We start from the raw sequence: 16,352 nt of genomic DNA on the forward strand, positions 1-16,352 counted from the left end.
GGTCACTTCCCGTGGGACGGCACCGGCAGTCGTTTCACCAGGTCCGCCATGACCTGCTCCGGACGGCGCCGGTCGACCTGCGCCTCCGCGGTCGGCAGCAGCCGGTGCGCGAGGACGGGCACCGCGAGGTCCTGCAGGTCGTCGGGGACGACGTAGTCGCGGTCGTCCAGCGCCGCGTACGCCCGCGCCGCCCGCACCAGGTGCAGCGTCGCCCGCGGCGACGCGCCGAGCCGCAGCTCGGGATGGCCGCGGGTCGCGGCGACCAGCTCGATCGCGTACTGCCGCACCGCCGCCGACACGTGCTGGCGGCGCACCACCTCGATGAGGTCGCGGACGTCGGCCGCGTGCGCGACGGGGGTGAGCCGGTCGAGCGGGGACGTCTCCCCGTGCGTCTCCAGCATCTCCAGCTCCGCCGCCGGGTCGGGGTAGCCCATCGAGATGCGGGCGGTGAACCGGTCGCGCTGCGCCTCCGGCAGCGGGTAGGTGCCCTCCATCTCGACCGGGTTCTGCGTGGAGATCACCATGAACGGCGGTTCCAGCGTGTAGGTGGTGCCGTCCACCGTGACCTGGCGCTCCTCCATGCACTCCAGCAGCGCGGACTGCGTCTTCGGGGACGCGCGGTTGATCTCGTCGCCGACGACGATGTTGGCGAACACCGGGCCGGGCTTGAACTCGAACTCGCGCAGCTCCTGGTTGTAGGCGCTGACCCCGGTGATGTCGCTGGGCAGCAGGTCGGGCGTGAACTGGACGCGGCGCACCGAGCAGTCGACCGAGCGCGCGAGCGCCTTGGCGAGCATCGTCTTGCCGACGCCGGGGACGTCCTCGATCAGCAGGTGACCCTCGGCCAGCAGCACGGTCAGGGCGAGCCGCACCACCGCGGGCTTGCCCTCGATCACCGACTCCACGGCGTCCCGGATCTTGTTCGCGACCTGCGCGAGGCCCTCGAGTCCTGGGCCCGGCGCGTCACCGGCGCCGGGCCGGGCCGGGTGGGATGCCGGGGGGTCGGTCTCCATGAACGACTCGCCGTGCGTTCCTACTGCCACCAAACCCTCCTCAGCCGTCCCGCCGCGCGGTGTGTTCGACCCCTCATCGGAGCCCGGTCCTTTCACGCGCCGGTGCGGCGCTCTGTGCGTCCGCCCAAACGACAGTACGTCGTCGGGCGGCGCGCCGCGATGTTCATGGTGAACGCGAGCCCATTGTGCTCCACGGGATCCGCGTCCTGACCCGCGGCGGCGCACCACTTCTCCCCACCCGGTCCCCGGCGTCTCCGCGACGTTCAACGAGCGAACGGCCGGAACGACATTTCCGGCGCCGCGGCACGCGGAGGGCGCGCCGCGCGCCCCCACCTCGCCCCACCCCCTCTGAACTGCGGATTCGTCGGCCGAATCGGCCTCTGGAACGTGTTTTTATTGTTGACGGTGGGGAAGAGTGGAGTAGAGTGGGGCGCCGTGGGGAGCAGGTGCGCCCCATGCGGCGCGGGAGGTGGGGCCGTTGTTCCTCGGCACCCATTCGCCGCGCCTCGACGACAAGGGACGGCTGTTCCTGCCGGCGAAATATCGCGAGGAGCTGTCGGGGGGATTGGTGATCACGAAGGGCCAGGAACGCTGCCTGTACGTCTTCCCCATGGCGGAGTTCCAGCGGATAACCGAGGCTCTGCGTGCCGCACCGGTCACCGAGAAGGCCGTGCGCGGCTACAGCCGGGTCTTCTTCGCCAGCGCATCCGACGAGGTCCCCGACAAGCAGGGCCGCGTCACCATACCGCCGCCGCTCCGCAAGTACGCGGGCCTCACCCGCGACTGCACGGTCATCGGCGCCAACACGCGACTCGAGATCTGGGACGCGCAGGCGTGGGAGACCTACCTGGAGCAGGAGGAGGAGACGTTCTCCGACGTCTCGGAGGAGGTGTTGCCAGGGATCCTCTGAGATACGACTCGTCGGTCCGATGACCGGCTATGGCCCACGTTCGGCCAGGTCTCCAGCCGCTCTCCGAGCCAGCTGGCGCAGCTTCCCCGGCGCCAGACGGCGACCCCCCGCGAATCCACGCGGAGTTCTTCCTCAAGGGCAGCGGATGGGGACCTGGCCGGGCGAGGCCGCCGGAGGGGGTGGAGGACGGCCCGACGACGCCACGCAGTCCGCGAGCGAAGTGGCAACCACAGGGGGTGGAAGCATGGACGTGGGAGACCACGCGGCCAAGTCCGGTCACGTACCGGTCATGCTCGGTCGCGTCCTGGAAGTCCTCACCCCCGCCGTGGACGCCACCGCGATCGGCCGCGACCCCGTCTACCTCGACGCCACGCTCGGCATGGGCGGCCACGCCGAGGCGATGCTGCGGGCCGTCCCGCGGCTGCGCCTCATCGGCCTCGACCGCGACGCCACCGCGCTGGAGCGGTCGGCGCGCAGGCTCGCCCCGTTCGGCGACCGGGTCACGCTGGAGCACGCCGTGTACGACGAGATCCCGGCGGTCCTGCGCCGGCTCGGCGTCCCCGCAGCAGACGCCGTCCTGTTCGACCTCGGCGTCTCCTCCCCGCAGCTCGACGAGGCCGGACGCGGCTTCGCCTACTCCTACGACGCTCCCCTCGACATGCGGATGGACCGCACCCAGCGCCTCACCGCCGCCGAGGTCGTCAACGGCTACCCGCCCGCCGAGCTCGCCCGCATCCTGCGCGAGTACGGCGAGGAGCGGTTCGCCCAGCGCATCGCCGCCGCGATCGTCCGCGAGCGCGAGCGCGCCCCGCTCGACTCCACCAGGCGGCTCGCCGACCTGGTGCGCACGTCGATCCCGGCCGCGACCCGCCGCACCGGCGGGAACCCGGCCAAGCGCACCTTCCAGGCGCTGCGCATCGAGGTGAACGGAGAGCTCGACAGCTGGCGCCGGGCCCTGCCCGCCGCACTCGGCGCGCTCCCGGTCGGCGGCCGGGTCGCCGTCCTCAGCTACCACTCCCTGGAGGACCGCATCACCAAGCAGGTCCTCGCCGCCCAGGCGGCCGACACCACCCCGCCGGACCTGCCCGTCCCGCTGCCCGAGCACGAGCCGAGATTCCGGCTGCTCACCCGCGGGGCGGAGCTGCCGTCCGACGAGGAGACCACGACCAACCCACGGGCCGGATCGGTGCGGATGCGCGCCGCCGAGCGGGTCCGGGAGGCGACATGACCACCACCACCAGGCGGCCGCCCGCCAAGGCGCCCAAGAAGCCGCCCGCGCAGCGCACGCCGTCCAGGCACACGCCCGCGCAGCACACGCCCGCGACCAAGACCGCTGCCAAGACCGCTGCCAAGACCGCTGCCAAGACCGCGACCAAGACCGCTCCTAAGACCGCGCCCAAGGTGACGCCCAAGGCGGCGCCCGCGACCCCGGCGACCAGCGCCAAGGCGACCGCGAAGCGGACGGCGGCGCAGTCGCCGCCGCGCGCTCCGTTCGTGCTGCTCATCGTCGGGCTGCTCGGCGGCGCCCTGGTGAGCCTGCTGCTGCTCAACACCGTCCTGGCGGAGGACGCGTTCACCCTGACGCGGCTGCAGCAGGACAACAAGCGGCTCGACCAGCAGCGGCAGGCGCTCGAAGAGGACATCGCCCGCGGCGGCTCCCCGGCGCAGCTGTCGAAGAAGGCGGAGGCGCTCAACATGAGGCAGCCCAAGGACCCGGCCTTCTTCGACCCCGCCACCGGGCGGGCGAGCGGCGGGACGATCCGTCCCGTGCCGCCCGAGGCCGCCTCCGCGGCGGGCGCCGCGGGCGTGATCGGCGTCCCCGGCACCGTGGTCCCGGGGGACGGCGTCCCGCCGGTGGCCGCCGGGCAGGGCGCGCGGTGACGAAACGGCCGGGACGCGGGTCCGCCGGGCCTCCGCCCGGCCGGGGACGCGGCTCGGACGGCGCGGGACGCCCGGGCACGAAGGGCAGCGCGGCCCGGCGTCCCGCGCGCGGCATGGGCCCCTCCCAGCGCAAGGAGGCCCAGCGCAAGGAGACCCCTCGTAAGAAGCCGCCGCGCTGGGAGACGGCGCGCGACGACGCGGGGTCCGCCGGCGCGCCCGCCAAGAAGCCCGGCCCGAAGAAGCCCGCGCAGAAAGCGTCGCAGAAGGCGCCCCCGAAGCCTGCGCAGAAGAAGGCGCCGGCCAAGGCCGCGCCCGGGAAGGGCCGCGCGGGCAGGACGGCGCAGCACGCCCACACCGCCACCGGGCCGCCCCGGACCGGTACCGGCTCCGGCGGCGGCCCGCGCGGTCCGCGTCCCGGCGGGGGCTCCGGACGCCGCCCGCCGCCCCGCACCCCCCGGACCCGCGTCCCGTTCCACCGGCGCGACCCGCTCAAGCGGCTGAACGTCGGGCTGCTCGTCGTCGCGTTCGTGCTGTCGCTGTTCGCCGGACGGCTCGTCCAGCTCCAGACGATCGAGTCCGGCAAGTACTCCGAGCAGGCGATGCGGCAGCGGCTGCAGAAGATCGAGCTGCCCGCCATCCGCGGCAACATCACCGACGCGCAGGGCCATCCGCTCGCCATGACGGTGGAGGCGCGGGCGATCTACGCCGACCCGTCCCTGATCAAGGCGGACAAGCGGCAGACCATCGTGAACGCGCTGGCCCCCACGCTCGGCCTGAACCCCTCGACGCTGATGAGGCAGCTCAGCAAGCCCGACACCCGGTTCGTGTACCTGGCGCACGGCGTCCGGCCCGACCAGGCCCGGCTGATCACCTCGTGGAACTTCCTGGGAATCGGGACGCTGCCGGAATACCGCCGCGAATACCCCAACGATTCGCTGGCCGCGGGCGTCATAGGGTTCGTGAACGACGCGGGGAAGGGCGCCGCCGGGCTGGAGAGCTCGATGAACGACGTGCTCGCCGGACGCGCCGGCTGGCAGCGGGTGGAGATCAGCCCCGAGGGCCAGCACATCCCCATGGGCCAGGACCAGCGGCGCCCGTCCGAGCCCGGCCGCGGCGTGCGGCTCACGCTCCAGCGCGACCTGCAGTTCAAGGCGCAGCAGGCGATCGAGAAGCAGGTCAAGGCGACGAAGGCGAAGAGCGGCAGCGTCATCGTCATGGACCCGCGCACCGGCAGGCTGCTCGCGATGGCCTCGGCGCCCGGGTTCGACCCGAACGACTACGCCGACTCCGACGGGGACCTGTGGGGCAGCCCGCTGGTGCAGGAGGCGTACGAGCCGGGCAGCACCGGCAAGGTCGTCACGGCCGCCGCCGTCATGGAGCACGGCGGCGTCACCCCGCACACCCCTTACACCGTCCCCGACCGGATCAGGAAGTACGACGTCCAGTTCAGGGACTCGCACCGCCACGCGACCGAGCGGCTCACCTTCGCGGGCGTCCTCGCCACGTCCAGCAACGTCGGCACCATCATGGCCAGCGAGAGCATCGGCTCGCAGCGGCTCTACCAGACGCTGCGCGACTTCGGGTTCGGCCGCAAGACCGGCCTGCCGCTGCCCGGCGAGACGCCCGGCCTGCTGAAGCCGCCCGCGCAGTGGTCGGGCACCGACCGGTACCCGATCGCGTTCGGGCAGACGGTCTCGGTGAACGCGGTGCAGATGGCGAGCGTCTACGCGACGATCGCCAACGGCGGCGTCCGCGTCGAGCCCACCCTCGTCGACGGCACCGTCGGCGGGGACGACAGGTTCACGGCCGCGCCCGAGCCGAAGCGCACGCAGGTGATCAGCGCGCGGACGGCCCGGCAGATCAGCGACATGCTGGAGGGCGTGACGACCGAGGAGGGCACCGCCCCCAAGGCGCAGATCGCGGGGTACCGCGTCGCGGGCAAGACCGGCACCGCCGAGAACGTCAACCCGCGCACCGGAGGCTACGACGGCGGCGGCTACACCGCGTCGTTCGCGGGGTTCGCCCCGGCGGACGATCCGCAGCTGGTCGTGCAGGTCGTCCTGCAGGATCCCAAGCGGGGCAGCCACTATGGTGGCGATGCGGCCGCGCCGGTGTTCAAGGACGTGATGAGCTTCGCCCTGCAGTCCCAGAAGGTCCCGCCCACGGGGAGCCGGCCGCCGACCGTTCAGATTCACGCCCGAGACTGACCGCAGCGAGTACTCTCCTCGCCTGTGAGTCCACCACGACCCGTGCACCAGCAGTCCCGTCCCGTCCGCACCGAAAGAAACGTCATGCGTCCCACCACCAATCCGGCCCGGCCGCTGAGCGGGCTCGCGGAGCTTCTCGGGATCGAGCGCGGCGGCTGGGACGAGGTCGCGGCGGCGGGCATCACGCACGATTCGCGGGCGGTGCTGCCCGGCGACGTCTACGCGGCGCTGCCGGGCGCGCGGGCGCACGGCGCGCAGTTCGCCGCGCAGGCGGCGGAGGCGGGCGCGGCGGCGATCCTCACCGACCCCGACGGGTACGACCGGGCGGCGGCGACGGGCCTGCCGGTGCTGGCGGTGGCGGACGTCCGCGCCCGGCTCGGCGACGCCGCGGCCTGGGTGTACGGGGAGCCGGGACGCGACATCACGACGATCGGCGTCACCGGGACCAGCGGCAAGACCACCACCGTGTTCCTGCTGGACGCGGGCCTGCGCGCCGCCGGGCTCCAGACCGGCCTGGTCGGCGGCGTCGAGATCCGGGCGGGCGGCGACCGGGTGCCGAGCGCGCTGACCACCCCGGAGGCGACCGACCTGCACGCGCTGCTGGCGATGATGCGCGAGCGCGGCGTCGGCGCGGCGGCGATGGAGGTGTCCAGCCACGCGCTGAAGCAGGGCCGGGTCGGCGGCATGACCTACGAGGTCGCGGTGTTCACGAACCTGTCCCAGGACCACCTGGACTACCACCCGACCATGCAGGACTACTTCCTCACCAAGGCCCGGCTGTTCACGCCCGAGTTCTCCCGCGTCGGCGTCGTCAACCTCGACGACCACCACGGCCGCGAGCTGCTGGAGATCGCCACGGTGCCGGTGACGACGTTCTCGGCGTCCGGCGACCCGGCGGCCGACTGGTGGGCCGAGGACGTCCGCGTCGGCGCGGACGGCAGCGTGTTCCGCGTCGTCGGGCCCCTCGGCATCGAGGCCGACGCCGAGGTCCGGCTGGCGGGGCCGTTCAACGTCGCGAACGCGCTCGCCGCGATCGTGGCGCTGGTCGAGGCGGGCATCCCGCTGCAGGCGGCGGTGCGCGGGGTGGCGTCCCTGCCCGGCGTCCCCGGGCGGCTGGAGCGGGTGGACGAGGGCCAGGGGTTCGTCACCCTCGTCGACTACTCGCACAAGCCGGGCGCGGTCGAGGCCGTCCTGACCGCGCTGCGTCCCGTCACCGAGGGCGACCTGACGGTGGTGATCGGCTGCGGCGGCGACCGCGACCGCGGCAAGCGCCCGCTGATGGGGGAGGCCGCCGCCCGGCTGGCCGACCGGGCGTACTTCACCGACGACAACCCGAGGTCGGAAGATCCGCTCGCGATCCTCGCCGCTATGGTCGAGGGCGGGCTCAAGGTGCCGCAGCCCGAGCGGGCGCACATCGTGGTGGAACCCGACCGCGCCGCCGCGATCGGGCTGGCCGTGGAACGGGCCCGCCGCGGCGACGTCCTGGTCATCGCGGGCAAGGGCCACGAGCAGGGGCAGAACGTGGCGGGAACGGTGCACCCGTTCGACGACCGCGAGGTCGTCCGGGAGGCGCTCCGGCGCCAGGTGAAGGTGACAAGAGGGGACGGGACGCAGGCGTGATCCCACTTCCGCTGTCGACGATCGCGGAGATCACGGGAGGCACCCTCCACGGGCCCCCGGACGTCATGGTGAGCGGTCCCGTGGTGATCGACTCCCGTGCCGTGGAGCCGGGGGCGCTGTTCGCGGCGCTGAAGGGCGAGCGCGCGGACGGGCACGACTTCGCGGCCGGGGCGCTCGCCGCCGGGGCCGCGGCGGTGCTGGCGCAGCGTCCGGTGGACAGGCCGTGCGTCGTCGCCGCCGACGTCCAGGACGCGCTCGGACGGCTCGCCAGGGGAGTGCTGGAACGGCTCCCCGGCGCGACCGTCATCGCGGTGACCGGGTCGGCGGGCAAGACGTCCACCAAGGACCTCATCGGGCAGGTCGCGGGCCGCGCCGGCCCGACCGTGTTCCCGCCGGGTTCGTTCAACAACGAGCTGGGGCTGCCGCTCACCGTGCTGCGCGCCGACGAGTCGACGCGGCACCTCGTCCTTGAGATGGGCGCTCGTGGGATCGGCCACATCTCCTACCTGACCGGGATCGCCCGTCCGGACGTGGGGGTGGTGCTGAACGTCGGGACCGCGCACGTCGGGGAGTTCGGCAGCCGGGAGAACATCGCCCTGGCGAAGGGCGAGATCGTGGAGGCGGTGCCGCCGGGCGGGACCGCCGTCCTCAACGCCGACGATCCGCTGGTCGCCGCGATGGCGTCCCGCACGCGGGGCGAGGTCGTGACGTTCGGCCGGTCGCCCGGCGCGGCCGTCCGCGCCGAGGACGAGACGCTCGACGCGCAGGGCCGGGCACGGTTCACGCTCGTCACACCCGAGGGGTCCGCGCCGGTCGCGCTGCGGCTCGTCGGCTCGCACGCCGTCCCGAACGCGCTGGCCGCCGCGGCGGCGGTGCGGGCGGCCGGGCTGGCGCCCGCCGACATCGCCGCGGGCCTGTCGGAGGCCGGGCCGGTCAGCCGGTGGCGGATGGAGGTCACCGAGCGGGCCGACGGCGTGACGGTGGTGAACGACGCCTACAACGCCAATCCCGACTCGACGCGCGCCGCGCTCGACGTCCTCGCGCACATGGCCCAGGGCCGCCGCGCGTTCGCGGTGCTGGGTGAAATGGCCGAACTCGGCGCATCGTCCGCCGCGGAACATGCCAAGATCGGGGAGCATGCCGCGCGGCGCGGGGTCGCCGGCCTCGTCGTCGTCGGCGCGAACGCGGCGGCGATCGCGGACGGGGCACGTCAGGTGGGGTCATGGACGGGAGAGTGCGTGCAGGTGGATGACGTCGGCGCGGCGGTGGCCGCGCTCACGGGGCGGCTGGAGCCGCGGGACGTCGTGCTGGTGAAGGGCTCCCGCGTCGCCGGACTCGAACGGGTCGCCGCGGCGGTCCTGGCGGAGGACGGCCGATGACCGCAGCGAAGCGAGGATCATCGGGCGTCCTGCCCGGGGGTCTGGGGGTCGCCCCCCAGAAAGGCGGGGCCCGATGACCAACATCATCATCGCGGCCGGGGTCGCGCTGATCTTCGTGATGGTCGGCACGCCGGTGTGGATCCGGATCATGAACCGGCTCGGCTACGGCCAGATGATCCGGGACGACGGCCCGGAGGCGCACGCCGCCAAGCGCGGCACCCCCCAGATGGGCGGGACGGTCTTCATCGTCGGCTCGCTCGTCGGCTACGCCGCCGCGCACCTGGTCACCGGCACCGAGCCGACGATCTCCGGCATCCTCGTGCTGTTCCTGATGACCGGCCTCGGCGCCGTCGGTTTCGTGGACGACTACATCAAGGTGTTCAAGCAGCGCAGCCTCGGCCTGCGCAGCGGCGCCAAGATGATCGGGATCGTGCTGACCGGCGTCGTGTTCGCCGTCGCGTCCCTCAACTTCCCGAACGGCTACGACATCACCCCCGCCGCCCCCCACCTGTCCTTCCTGCGCGACTTCGGCCCGTCGATCGGCCCGTACCTGTTCGTGGTGTGGGCGCTGCTGCTCATCGCGGCCATGTCCAACGGCGTCAACCTGACCGACGGCCTCGACGGCCTCGCGGCGGGCCCCGCCGGGATGGTGCTGGCCGCCTACGTCATCATCGGGAACTGGCAGCTCCGCAACAGCTGCACCGACTTCGCCCTCGCCCCCAACTGCTACAGCGTCCGCGACCCCCTCGACCTCGCGGTCGTCGCCGCGGCCGTGCTCGGCGGCGTGTTCGGCTTCCTGTGGTGGAACGCGCCGCCCGCGAAGATCTTCATGGGCGACACCGGTTCGCTGGCCCTCGGCGGCGTCCTGGTCGGCCTCGCGATCCTCACCCGCACCCAGTTCCTGCTCGCCATCCTGTGCGGGCTGATCGTGATGATCACGCTGTCGGTGATCATCCAGGTGGGCGGGTTCAAGATGACGAAGAAGCGCGTGTTCAAGATGGCGCCGCTGCAGCACCACTTCGAGCTGTCCGGCTGGGCGGAGACGACGATCGTCGTGCGCTTCTGGCTGATGTCCGCGCTGTTCGTGGCAATCGGCATCGGGTTGTTCTACCTGGAATGGATGCCCAAGGAATGAGCGGAGCGAACCGGGGGGTGCGGGGGGTCGTCCCCCCGCAGGAAGCGGGAATGAGTGACGTGTCCTGGGTGGGGCGGAGCGTTTGCGTCGCGGGGCTGGGCGTGTCGGGGCGTGCCGCGGCCCGCGTGCTCGCGTCCCACGGGGCCCGCGTCACCGTCGTGGACGCCCGCGACGGCGAGGAGCAGCGCGCGCACGCCGCCGAGCTGGAGGCGCGCGGGGCCGCGGTCCGGCTCGGCGACGGCGAGGGCCTGCCCGCCGGCACCGACCTCGTGGTGACCTCGCCGGGCTGGCGTCCGGACGTGCCGCTGCTCGCCGCGGCCGCCGCGGCCGGCATCGAGATCATCGGCGAGGTCGAGCTGGCGTGGCGGCTCCGCCCGGAGAACGCGGCGCCGTGGCTGGCGATCACCGGGACGGACGGCAAGACCACCGTCGTCCGGATGCTGGCGTGCATGCTCACCGCCGCCGGACACAAGGCGCTCGCCGTCGGAAACGTGGGGACGCCGATCGTGGAGGCGGTGAGCGAGCCGTACGACGTGCTGGCGGTGGAGCTGTCGAGCTACCAGCTGCACTGGTCGAACTCGCTCGCGCCCTACGCGGCCGCCGTGCTGAACGTCGCGCCCGACCATCTCGACTGGCACGGCTCCATGGACGCCTACATCGCCGCCAAGTCCAAGATCTTCACGCCGGGGTGCGTCGCCGTCCACAACGCCGACGACGCGACGTCCACGGCCCTCGCCGAACGCGCCGAGGGCGTCGAGCGGCGGGTCGGGTTCACGCTCCGGGTGCCGCGTCCCGGCGAGCTCGGCGTCGTCGAGGAACTGCTGGTCGACCGCGCCTTCACGGAGCACGCGGGCCAGGCGGCGGAGCTGGCCGCGATCGGGGACGTCCGTCCGTTCGCGCCGCACAACGTCGCCAACGCGCTGGCCGCCGCCGGCCTCGCCCGCGCGTTCGGGGCGCCTCCCGAGGCCGTCCGGGACGGGCTGCGCGCGTTCGTGCCCGAGCCGCACCGCATCCAGCACGTCGCGGACGTCGCCGGCGTCGCCTACGTCAACGACTCCAAGGCGACCCAGCCGCACGCCGCCGCCGCGTCCCTCACCGCGTTCGAGCCCGTCGTGTGGATCGCGGGCGGCCTCCTCAAGGGCCTCGACGTCGACGACCTGGTCCGGTCGTGCGCCGGACGGCTGCGCGCCGCGGTGCTGATCGGGCGCGACCGGCACCGGATCGCCGAGGCACTCGCGCGACACGCCCCGGATGTCCCGGTCGTGGACGTCGCCGACACCGACACTGGGGCCATGGACCGCGTCGTCACCGAAGCCACCGCGCTCGCCCGCCCCGGGGACACCGTGCTGCTCGCCCCCGTCGGGGCGTCCTTCGACATGTTCGCCAACTACCCGGCCCGCGGCGACGCCTTCATCGCCGCCGTCGAACGCCTCGCCGCCGGGAACCCCGGGAACGCCCCGAACCCCGGGAGACCCAGAGCCGCCGGCGCCGCCGGGGACGCCGGGTAGCCGTGACCGCCGCGGCCGAGGAGGAGGGCGGCCGGCGTTCGGGGCCGCGGGAGCAGGTGGTCGCCGCCGTCGGGCTGCTCGACCGTCCCCTGACGTCCTATTACCTGGTGCTGGGCTGCTCGGTGATGCTGCTCGCGCTCGGGCTGACGATGGTGCTGTCGGCGTCCAGCGTCAAGCAGCTCCAGGCGACCGGGTCCGCCTACACGCTGTTCCAGAAGCAGGCCATATGGATGGCGATCGGCCTGCCGGGCATGTGGCTGGCGTCCCGCCTGCCGGTGAAGACGTTCCGGGCGCTCGCCTACCCGCTGCTGCTGCTGTCGATCGTCGCGCTGGCGATGGTGCTGGTCCCCGGGCTCGGACGCAGCGCGGGCGGCGCCACCCGCTGGGTCGCCCTCGGACCGGTGCAGATCCAGCCGTCCGAGCTCGCCAAGCTCGCGCTGGTCCTGTGGGGCGCCGACCTGCTCGCCCGAAAGGACCGGCTCGGCCAGCTCACCGAATGGCGGCCGCTGCTCGTCCCGCTGATGCCGGGCGCGGGCCTGCTCGTCCTGCTGGTCATGCTGGGCAGCGACCTCGGCACCACGCTGGTGCTCCTCACCATCTTCCTGGCGCTGCTCTGGGTCGTCGGCGCGCCCGGACGGCTCTTCGTCGGCATCGCCGGGCTCGTGTGCCTGCTGGTGTCGATCCTCATCGTCGTCGAGCCGTACCGGATGGGGAGGGTCACCGGGTTCCTCGACCCGTCCGGAAACAAGCTCACCACCAACTACCAGGGCACGCAGGGGCTGTTCGCGCTCGGATCCGGCGGCCTGTTCGGCACGGGCCTCGGCGAGGGACGCGCCAAGTGGGACTACCTGCCCCACGCCGAGACCGACTTCATCTTCGCGATCGTGGGGGAGGAGTTCGGGCTCGTCGGCACCCTCGTCGTCCTGGGGCTGTTCGGACTGCTCGCCTACGCCGGCCTGCGGATCGCCCGCCGCGTGAACGACCCGTTCACCCGGCTGGCCGCCGCCACCACCACGGCATGGCTGGTCGTGCAGGCCATCGTGAACATCGGCGCCGTCATCGGCGTCCTGCCCATCACCGGGATCCCGCTGCCGCTCGTCTCCTACGGCGGTTCGGCGCTCATCCCGAGCCTGTTCGCGCTTGGGATGCTGCTCGCGTTCGCGAAACGCGAGCCCGGCGCGCGGCAGGCACTCTCCGCGCGCGGCCCCGGACCGGTCGTGAGGGCTCTAAGCTGGCTGGGTCTGGCACGGCGTTGAATTCCCCCTTCCGAACATGCTGAGGAGTTGTCAACGAGCATGAGGGTTGTCCTGGCCGGCGGCGGCACCGCCGGACACATCGAGCCCGCCCTGGCTCTCGCGGACGCGCTGCGCCGGGGCGACCCGAACGTCGGGATCGTCTGCCTCGGCACGGAGCGGGGCCTGGAGACCCGGCTCGTCCCGCAGCGGGGCTACGAGCTCGCCCTGATCCCCCCGGTGCCGCTGCCGCGCACGCTGACCCCGCAGCTGCTGTCGGTCCCCGGCCGGCTGCGCGGCGCGATCAACGCGGCGGCGAACGTCCTCGACCAGGCGAAGGCCGACATCCTGGTCGGGTTCGGCGGCTACGTCGCGACCCCCGGCTACCTGGCCGCGCGCAAGCGGAAGGTCCCGATCATCGTCCACGAGGCCAACCCCAAGCCCGGCCTCGCCAACAAGCTCGGCGCCCGCTTCACCGAGCACGTCGCCGTCTCGCACGCCGACTCGCCGCTGCCGAACTCCACCTTCGTCGGCATCCCGCTGCGCCGCGAGATCGCCACCCTCGACCGGCTCGCCACGGGCGACAAGGCCCGCTCGTACTTCGGCCTCCTCCCCGACCTGCCCACCCTGCTGATCTTCGGCGGGTCGCAGGGCGCCCGGTCCCTCAACCAGGCCGCCGTCGCCGCCGCGCCGTACTTCCGGCAGGCGGGCATCCAGGTGCTGCACATCGTCGGGCCGAAGAACACCGAGGAGCCCGAGCCGGCGTCCGGCGGCCCGCAGTACGTCACGATCCCGTACTGCGACCGGATGGACCTCGCCTACGCCGCCGCCGACATGGCCATGTGCCGCGCCGGCGCGATGACGTGCGCCGAGCTCGCCGCGGTCGCGCTGCCCGCGGTGTACGTGCCGCTCCCGATCGGCAACGGCGAGCAGCGGCTGAACGCCGAGCCGATCGTCGCGGCCGGCGGCGGGCTGCTCGTCGACAACGCCGAGCTGTCGCCCGACTGGATCGCGCGGAACCTGCTGCCGGTGCTGGCCGACCCGGCCCGCGTCGCGCACATGTCGGAGGCCGCCGGGACGATAGGGCGCCGCGACGCCGACGTCGCGCTCGCGAAGATGGTCTACGACGTCGTCCACTCGGCGGGCGCCGGCAGATGAGCCTGACCGATCCCCGCGACGTCGTGCCCGCCGGCGACCTCGGCCGGGTCCACTTCATCGCGATCGGGGGCGCGGGGATGTCCGGCGTCGCCCGCGTCATGCTGCGGCGCGGCCTCGCCGTGTCCGGCAGCGACGCGCGCGACTCCGACCTGCTCACCCAGCTCGGCGACCTCGGCGCGAAGGTCTTCGTCGGGCACGACGCCGCGCACGTCGGCGACGCCGACACGGTCGTCGTCTCCACCGCCATCCGCGAGACGAACCCGGAGCTGGTCGCCGCCCGCGAGCGGGGCCTGCGCGTCCTGCACCGCTCTGAGGCGCTGGCCGCGCTGATGGTCGGACGACGCGCGGTCGCGGTGGCGGGCACCCACGGCAAGACGACGACCACGTCGATGCTCACCGTCGCCCTGCAGCACGCGGGCGCCGACCCGTCCTACTGCATCGGCGGGCAGCTCGTCACCACGGGGCTCGGCGCCGACGAGGGCACCGGCGACGTCTTCGTCGCGGAGGCCGACGAGAGCGACGGCTCCTTCCTGCGCTACACCCCGCACATCGCGGTCGTCACCAACGTGGAGGCCGACCACCTCGACAACTACGGCGAGTTCGAGAAGGTCAAGGAGAACTTCGCGGCGTTCGCCGGACGCATCGTGCCTGGCGGGGCGCTGGTCGCCGGGTCCGACGACCCCGTCGCCCGCGAACTGGCCGAGGCCGCCCGCGAGCGCGGCCTGACCGTCGTCACCTACGGCGAGGCGGACGACGCCGACCTGCGCGTCACCGGCTTCACCCCCCGCGGCCTGGGCTCCACCTTCGAGATCGAGGGCCTGGGCGAGGTGCGCCTCGAAGTCCCTGGACGGCACTACGCGCACAACGCCACCGCCGCCGTCGCGGTCGCGCGGCTCCTCGGCCACGACTTCGACGTGGTGCGCGAGGGGCTCGCGGCGTTCACCGGGTCGATGCGGCGGCTCGAGCGCAAGGGCGAGGCGGGCGGCGTCGAGGTGTTCGACAGCTACGCCCACCACCCGACCGAGCTGTCCGCCGACCTGGAGGCCACCCGCGACTACCTCGGCCAGAAGGGCGAGGGCGGGCGGATCGTCGCGGTGTTCCAGCCGCACCTGTACAGCCGCACCCGGTTCTTCGCCGCCGAGTTCGGCGCGGCGCTCGGCCTCGCCGACGTCGCCGTCGTCCTCGACGTCTACGGCGCGCGGGAAGACCCGGAGCCCGGGGTCACGGGCGCGCTGGTCGCCGACGCCGTCCCGGCGGCGACCCGGACGGTGTACGCGCCCGTCCGGGACGAGGTGCCCGGCGTCGCGGCGTCCCTCGCCCGTCCCGGCGACGTCGTCATCACCCTGGGCGCCGGGGACGTGACGCAACTCGGCCCGCTCGTCCTGGAACGCCTCGCCCGCTCCTGAGCGAACGACCGGCGGATGACACGCCGCAGCGCGCGGGATCGGCGGCCCGCGCGGAGATCACTGCCAAGCTGAGGTCATGACCGAGACGCGGACGAGCCGGCCCGCGACGGCGGACGCGGACCCGGCGGCAGCGCAGCGCGCCCGGCCGAACCGGTGGAAGGTGGCCTTCGTCACCCTGCTGGTGCTCGGCGCGCTCGGCGCGGTGACCTGGGTGCTGCTCGGCTCGCGGCTGCTGGTCGTGCGGCACGTCGAGGTGACGGGCGCCGCGCTGGCGCCCCACGACCGGATCGTCGCCGCCGCCGGGATCGACCTCGGCACGCCGATGGCGCGGCTCGGCACCGGCGCGGTCGGGGACCGGGTCGAGCGGCTCAGGGAGGTCGAGTCGGCGTGGGTCGAGCGGCACTGGCCGGGGACGGTCCGCATCGTCGTCCGCGAGCGGGCGCCGATGGCCGTCTTCGAGCGCGGCGGGCGCTTCCACCGGATCGACCGGCACGGCGTCGTCGTGGCGGACGGAGTGTCCCGGCCGTCCGGGCTTCCGACGCTGACGGCCGCCTCGCCCGGGCCGTCCGACAAGGCGACGCTCGCGGCCCTCGCCGTCCTGTCCGACCTGCCGGATCGCATCCGCGGGAAGCTGAGCGAGGTCGCGGCGACCGGGCCGGACGCGGTGACGCTGCACATGACCGGCGGGCAGACGGTGGAGTGGGGCCCGGCTGAGCGGGCAGAGGAGAAGATCCGGCTCTTGGACGCGCTGTGGCGCACGGCGGCGGGACGCTCCGTCCGCACCGTCGACGTCGGTTCTCCCGAGATCCTCAAGACGAAGTGACCCCTCAAGGCGAAGTGACCCGGGATCCGGGCGATGTGAGCGGCCGTTCGGGTCCGGTGCGTGTGTCGCGGCGATTCCCG

13 protein-coding genes are annotated in these 16,352 nt (G+C 73.6%); 12 read left to right on the forward strand and 1 reads right to left on the reverse strand.

All coding sequences use genetic code 11. The features are described 5' to 3' along the window. Positions 1–2: 2 nt before the first annotated feature. Positions 3–1,013 carry an AAA family ATPase gene (locus tag ACH35V_RS27310; protein ID WP_395977040.1) on the reverse strand — a complete coding sequence of 337 codons (1,011 nt, stop codon included), beginning with the start codon at positions 1,011–1,013 and terminating at the stop codon, positions 3–5. Positions 1,014–1,491: 478 nt separating this feature from the next. Here ACH35V_RS27310 and mraZ point away from each other — a divergent pair, with 478 nt between their 5' ends. From mraZ to ACH35V_RS27370, 12 genes are all read left to right on the forward strand, one after another. After that, positions 1,492–1,923, forward strand: coding sequence for a division/cell wall cluster transcriptional repressor MraZ (gene mraZ, locus ACH35V_RS27315; RefSeq protein ID WP_131963293.1), 432 nt, complete (start codon positions 1,492–1,494; stop codon positions 1,921–1,923). 244 nt (positions 1,924–2,167) lie between these two features. Beyond that, a complete protein-coding gene (gene rsmH / locus ACH35V_RS27320) occupies positions 2,168–3,151 on the forward strand; it encodes a 16S rRNA (cytosine(1402)-N(4))-methyltransferase RsmH (protein ID WP_395976352.1) in 984 nt (327 codons plus the stop codon). After that, positions 3,148–3,804 (forward strand): hypothetical protein, encoded by a 657-nt coding sequence (locus ACH35V_RS27325; protein WP_395976354.1) that lies wholly within the window; start codon positions 3,148–3,150, stop codon positions 3,802–3,804. The genes rsmH and ACH35V_RS27325 overlap by 4 nt, the downstream gene beginning before the upstream one ends. Next, the gene (locus ACH35V_RS27330; RefSeq protein WP_395976356.1) at positions 3,801–6,011 is read left to right on the forward strand and encodes a peptidoglycan D,D-transpeptidase FtsI family protein; all 2,211 of its coding nucleotides are present in this window, start codon (positions 3,801–3,803) and stop codon (positions 6,009–6,011) included. The genes ACH35V_RS27325 and ACH35V_RS27330 overlap by 4 nt, the downstream gene beginning before the upstream one ends. Before the next feature lie 84 nt (positions 6,012–6,095). Next, the gene (locus tag ACH35V_RS27335; protein ID WP_395977042.1) at positions 6,096–7,631 is read left to right on the forward strand and encodes a UDP-N-acetylmuramoyl-L-alanyl-D-glutamate--2,6-diaminopimelate ligase; all 1,536 of its coding nucleotides are present in this window, start codon (positions 6,096–6,098) and stop codon (positions 7,629–7,631) included. Beyond that, positions 7,628–9,010 (forward strand): UDP-N-acetylmuramoyl-tripeptide--D-alanyl-D-alanine ligase, encoded by a 1,383-nt coding sequence (murF, locus tag ACH35V_RS27340; RefSeq protein ID WP_395976358.1) that lies wholly within the window; start codon positions 7,628–7,630, stop codon positions 9,008–9,010. Before ACH35V_RS27335 ends, murF begins: the two co-directional genes overlap by 4 nt. 73 nt (positions 9,011–9,083) lie before the next feature. Next, the gene (gene mraY, locus ACH35V_RS27345) at positions 9,084–10,145 is read left to right on the forward strand and encodes a phospho-N-acetylmuramoyl-pentapeptide-transferase (protein WP_395976360.1); all 1,062 of its coding nucleotides are present in this window, start codon (positions 9,084–9,086) and stop codon (positions 10,143–10,145) included. A 50-nt stretch (positions 10,146–10,195) separates the two neighbouring features. Beyond that, positions 10,196–11,653: a UDP-N-acetylmuramoyl-L-alanine--D-glutamate ligase gene (gene murD / locus ACH35V_RS27350; protein WP_395976362.1), complete on the forward strand. Its 1,458-nt coding sequence runs from the start codon at positions 10,196–10,198 to the stop codon at positions 11,651–11,653. A gap of 2 nt (positions 11,654–11,655) precedes the next feature. After that, positions 11,656–12,909, forward strand: a complete 1,254-nt coding sequence (gene ftsW / locus ACH35V_RS27355; RefSeq protein WP_395976364.1) for a putative lipid II flippase FtsW — start codon at positions 11,656–11,658, stop codon at positions 12,907–12,909. Between the two features lie 39 nt (positions 12,910–12,948). Beyond that, positions 12,949–14,043: an undecaprenyldiphospho-muramoylpentapeptide beta-N-acetylglucosaminyltransferase gene (gene murG, locus ACH35V_RS27360; protein ID WP_395976366.1), complete on the forward strand. Its 1,095-nt coding sequence runs from the start codon at positions 12,949–12,951 to the stop codon at positions 14,041–14,043. Then, positions 14,040–15,449: a UDP-N-acetylmuramate--L-alanine ligase gene (gene murC, locus ACH35V_RS27365; RefSeq protein ID WP_395976368.1), complete on the forward strand. Its 1,410-nt coding sequence runs from the start codon at positions 14,040–14,042 to the stop codon at positions 15,447–15,449. The genes murG and murC overlap by 4 nt, the downstream gene beginning before the upstream one ends. A gap of 76 nt (positions 15,450–15,525) precedes the next feature. After that, complete coding sequence (locus tag ACH35V_RS27370; protein ID WP_395976370.1) at positions 15,526–16,272, forward strand: cell division protein FtsQ/DivIB; 747 nt, start codon at positions 15,526–15,528, stop codon at positions 16,270–16,272. The last annotated feature ends 80 nt before the right edge of the window (positions 16,273–16,352 follow it).

The organism is Actinomadura sp. 1N219, from assembly GCF_044326405.1.
GTDB lineage: Bacteria > Actinomycetota > Actinomycetes > Streptosporangiales > Streptosporangiaceae > Spirillospora.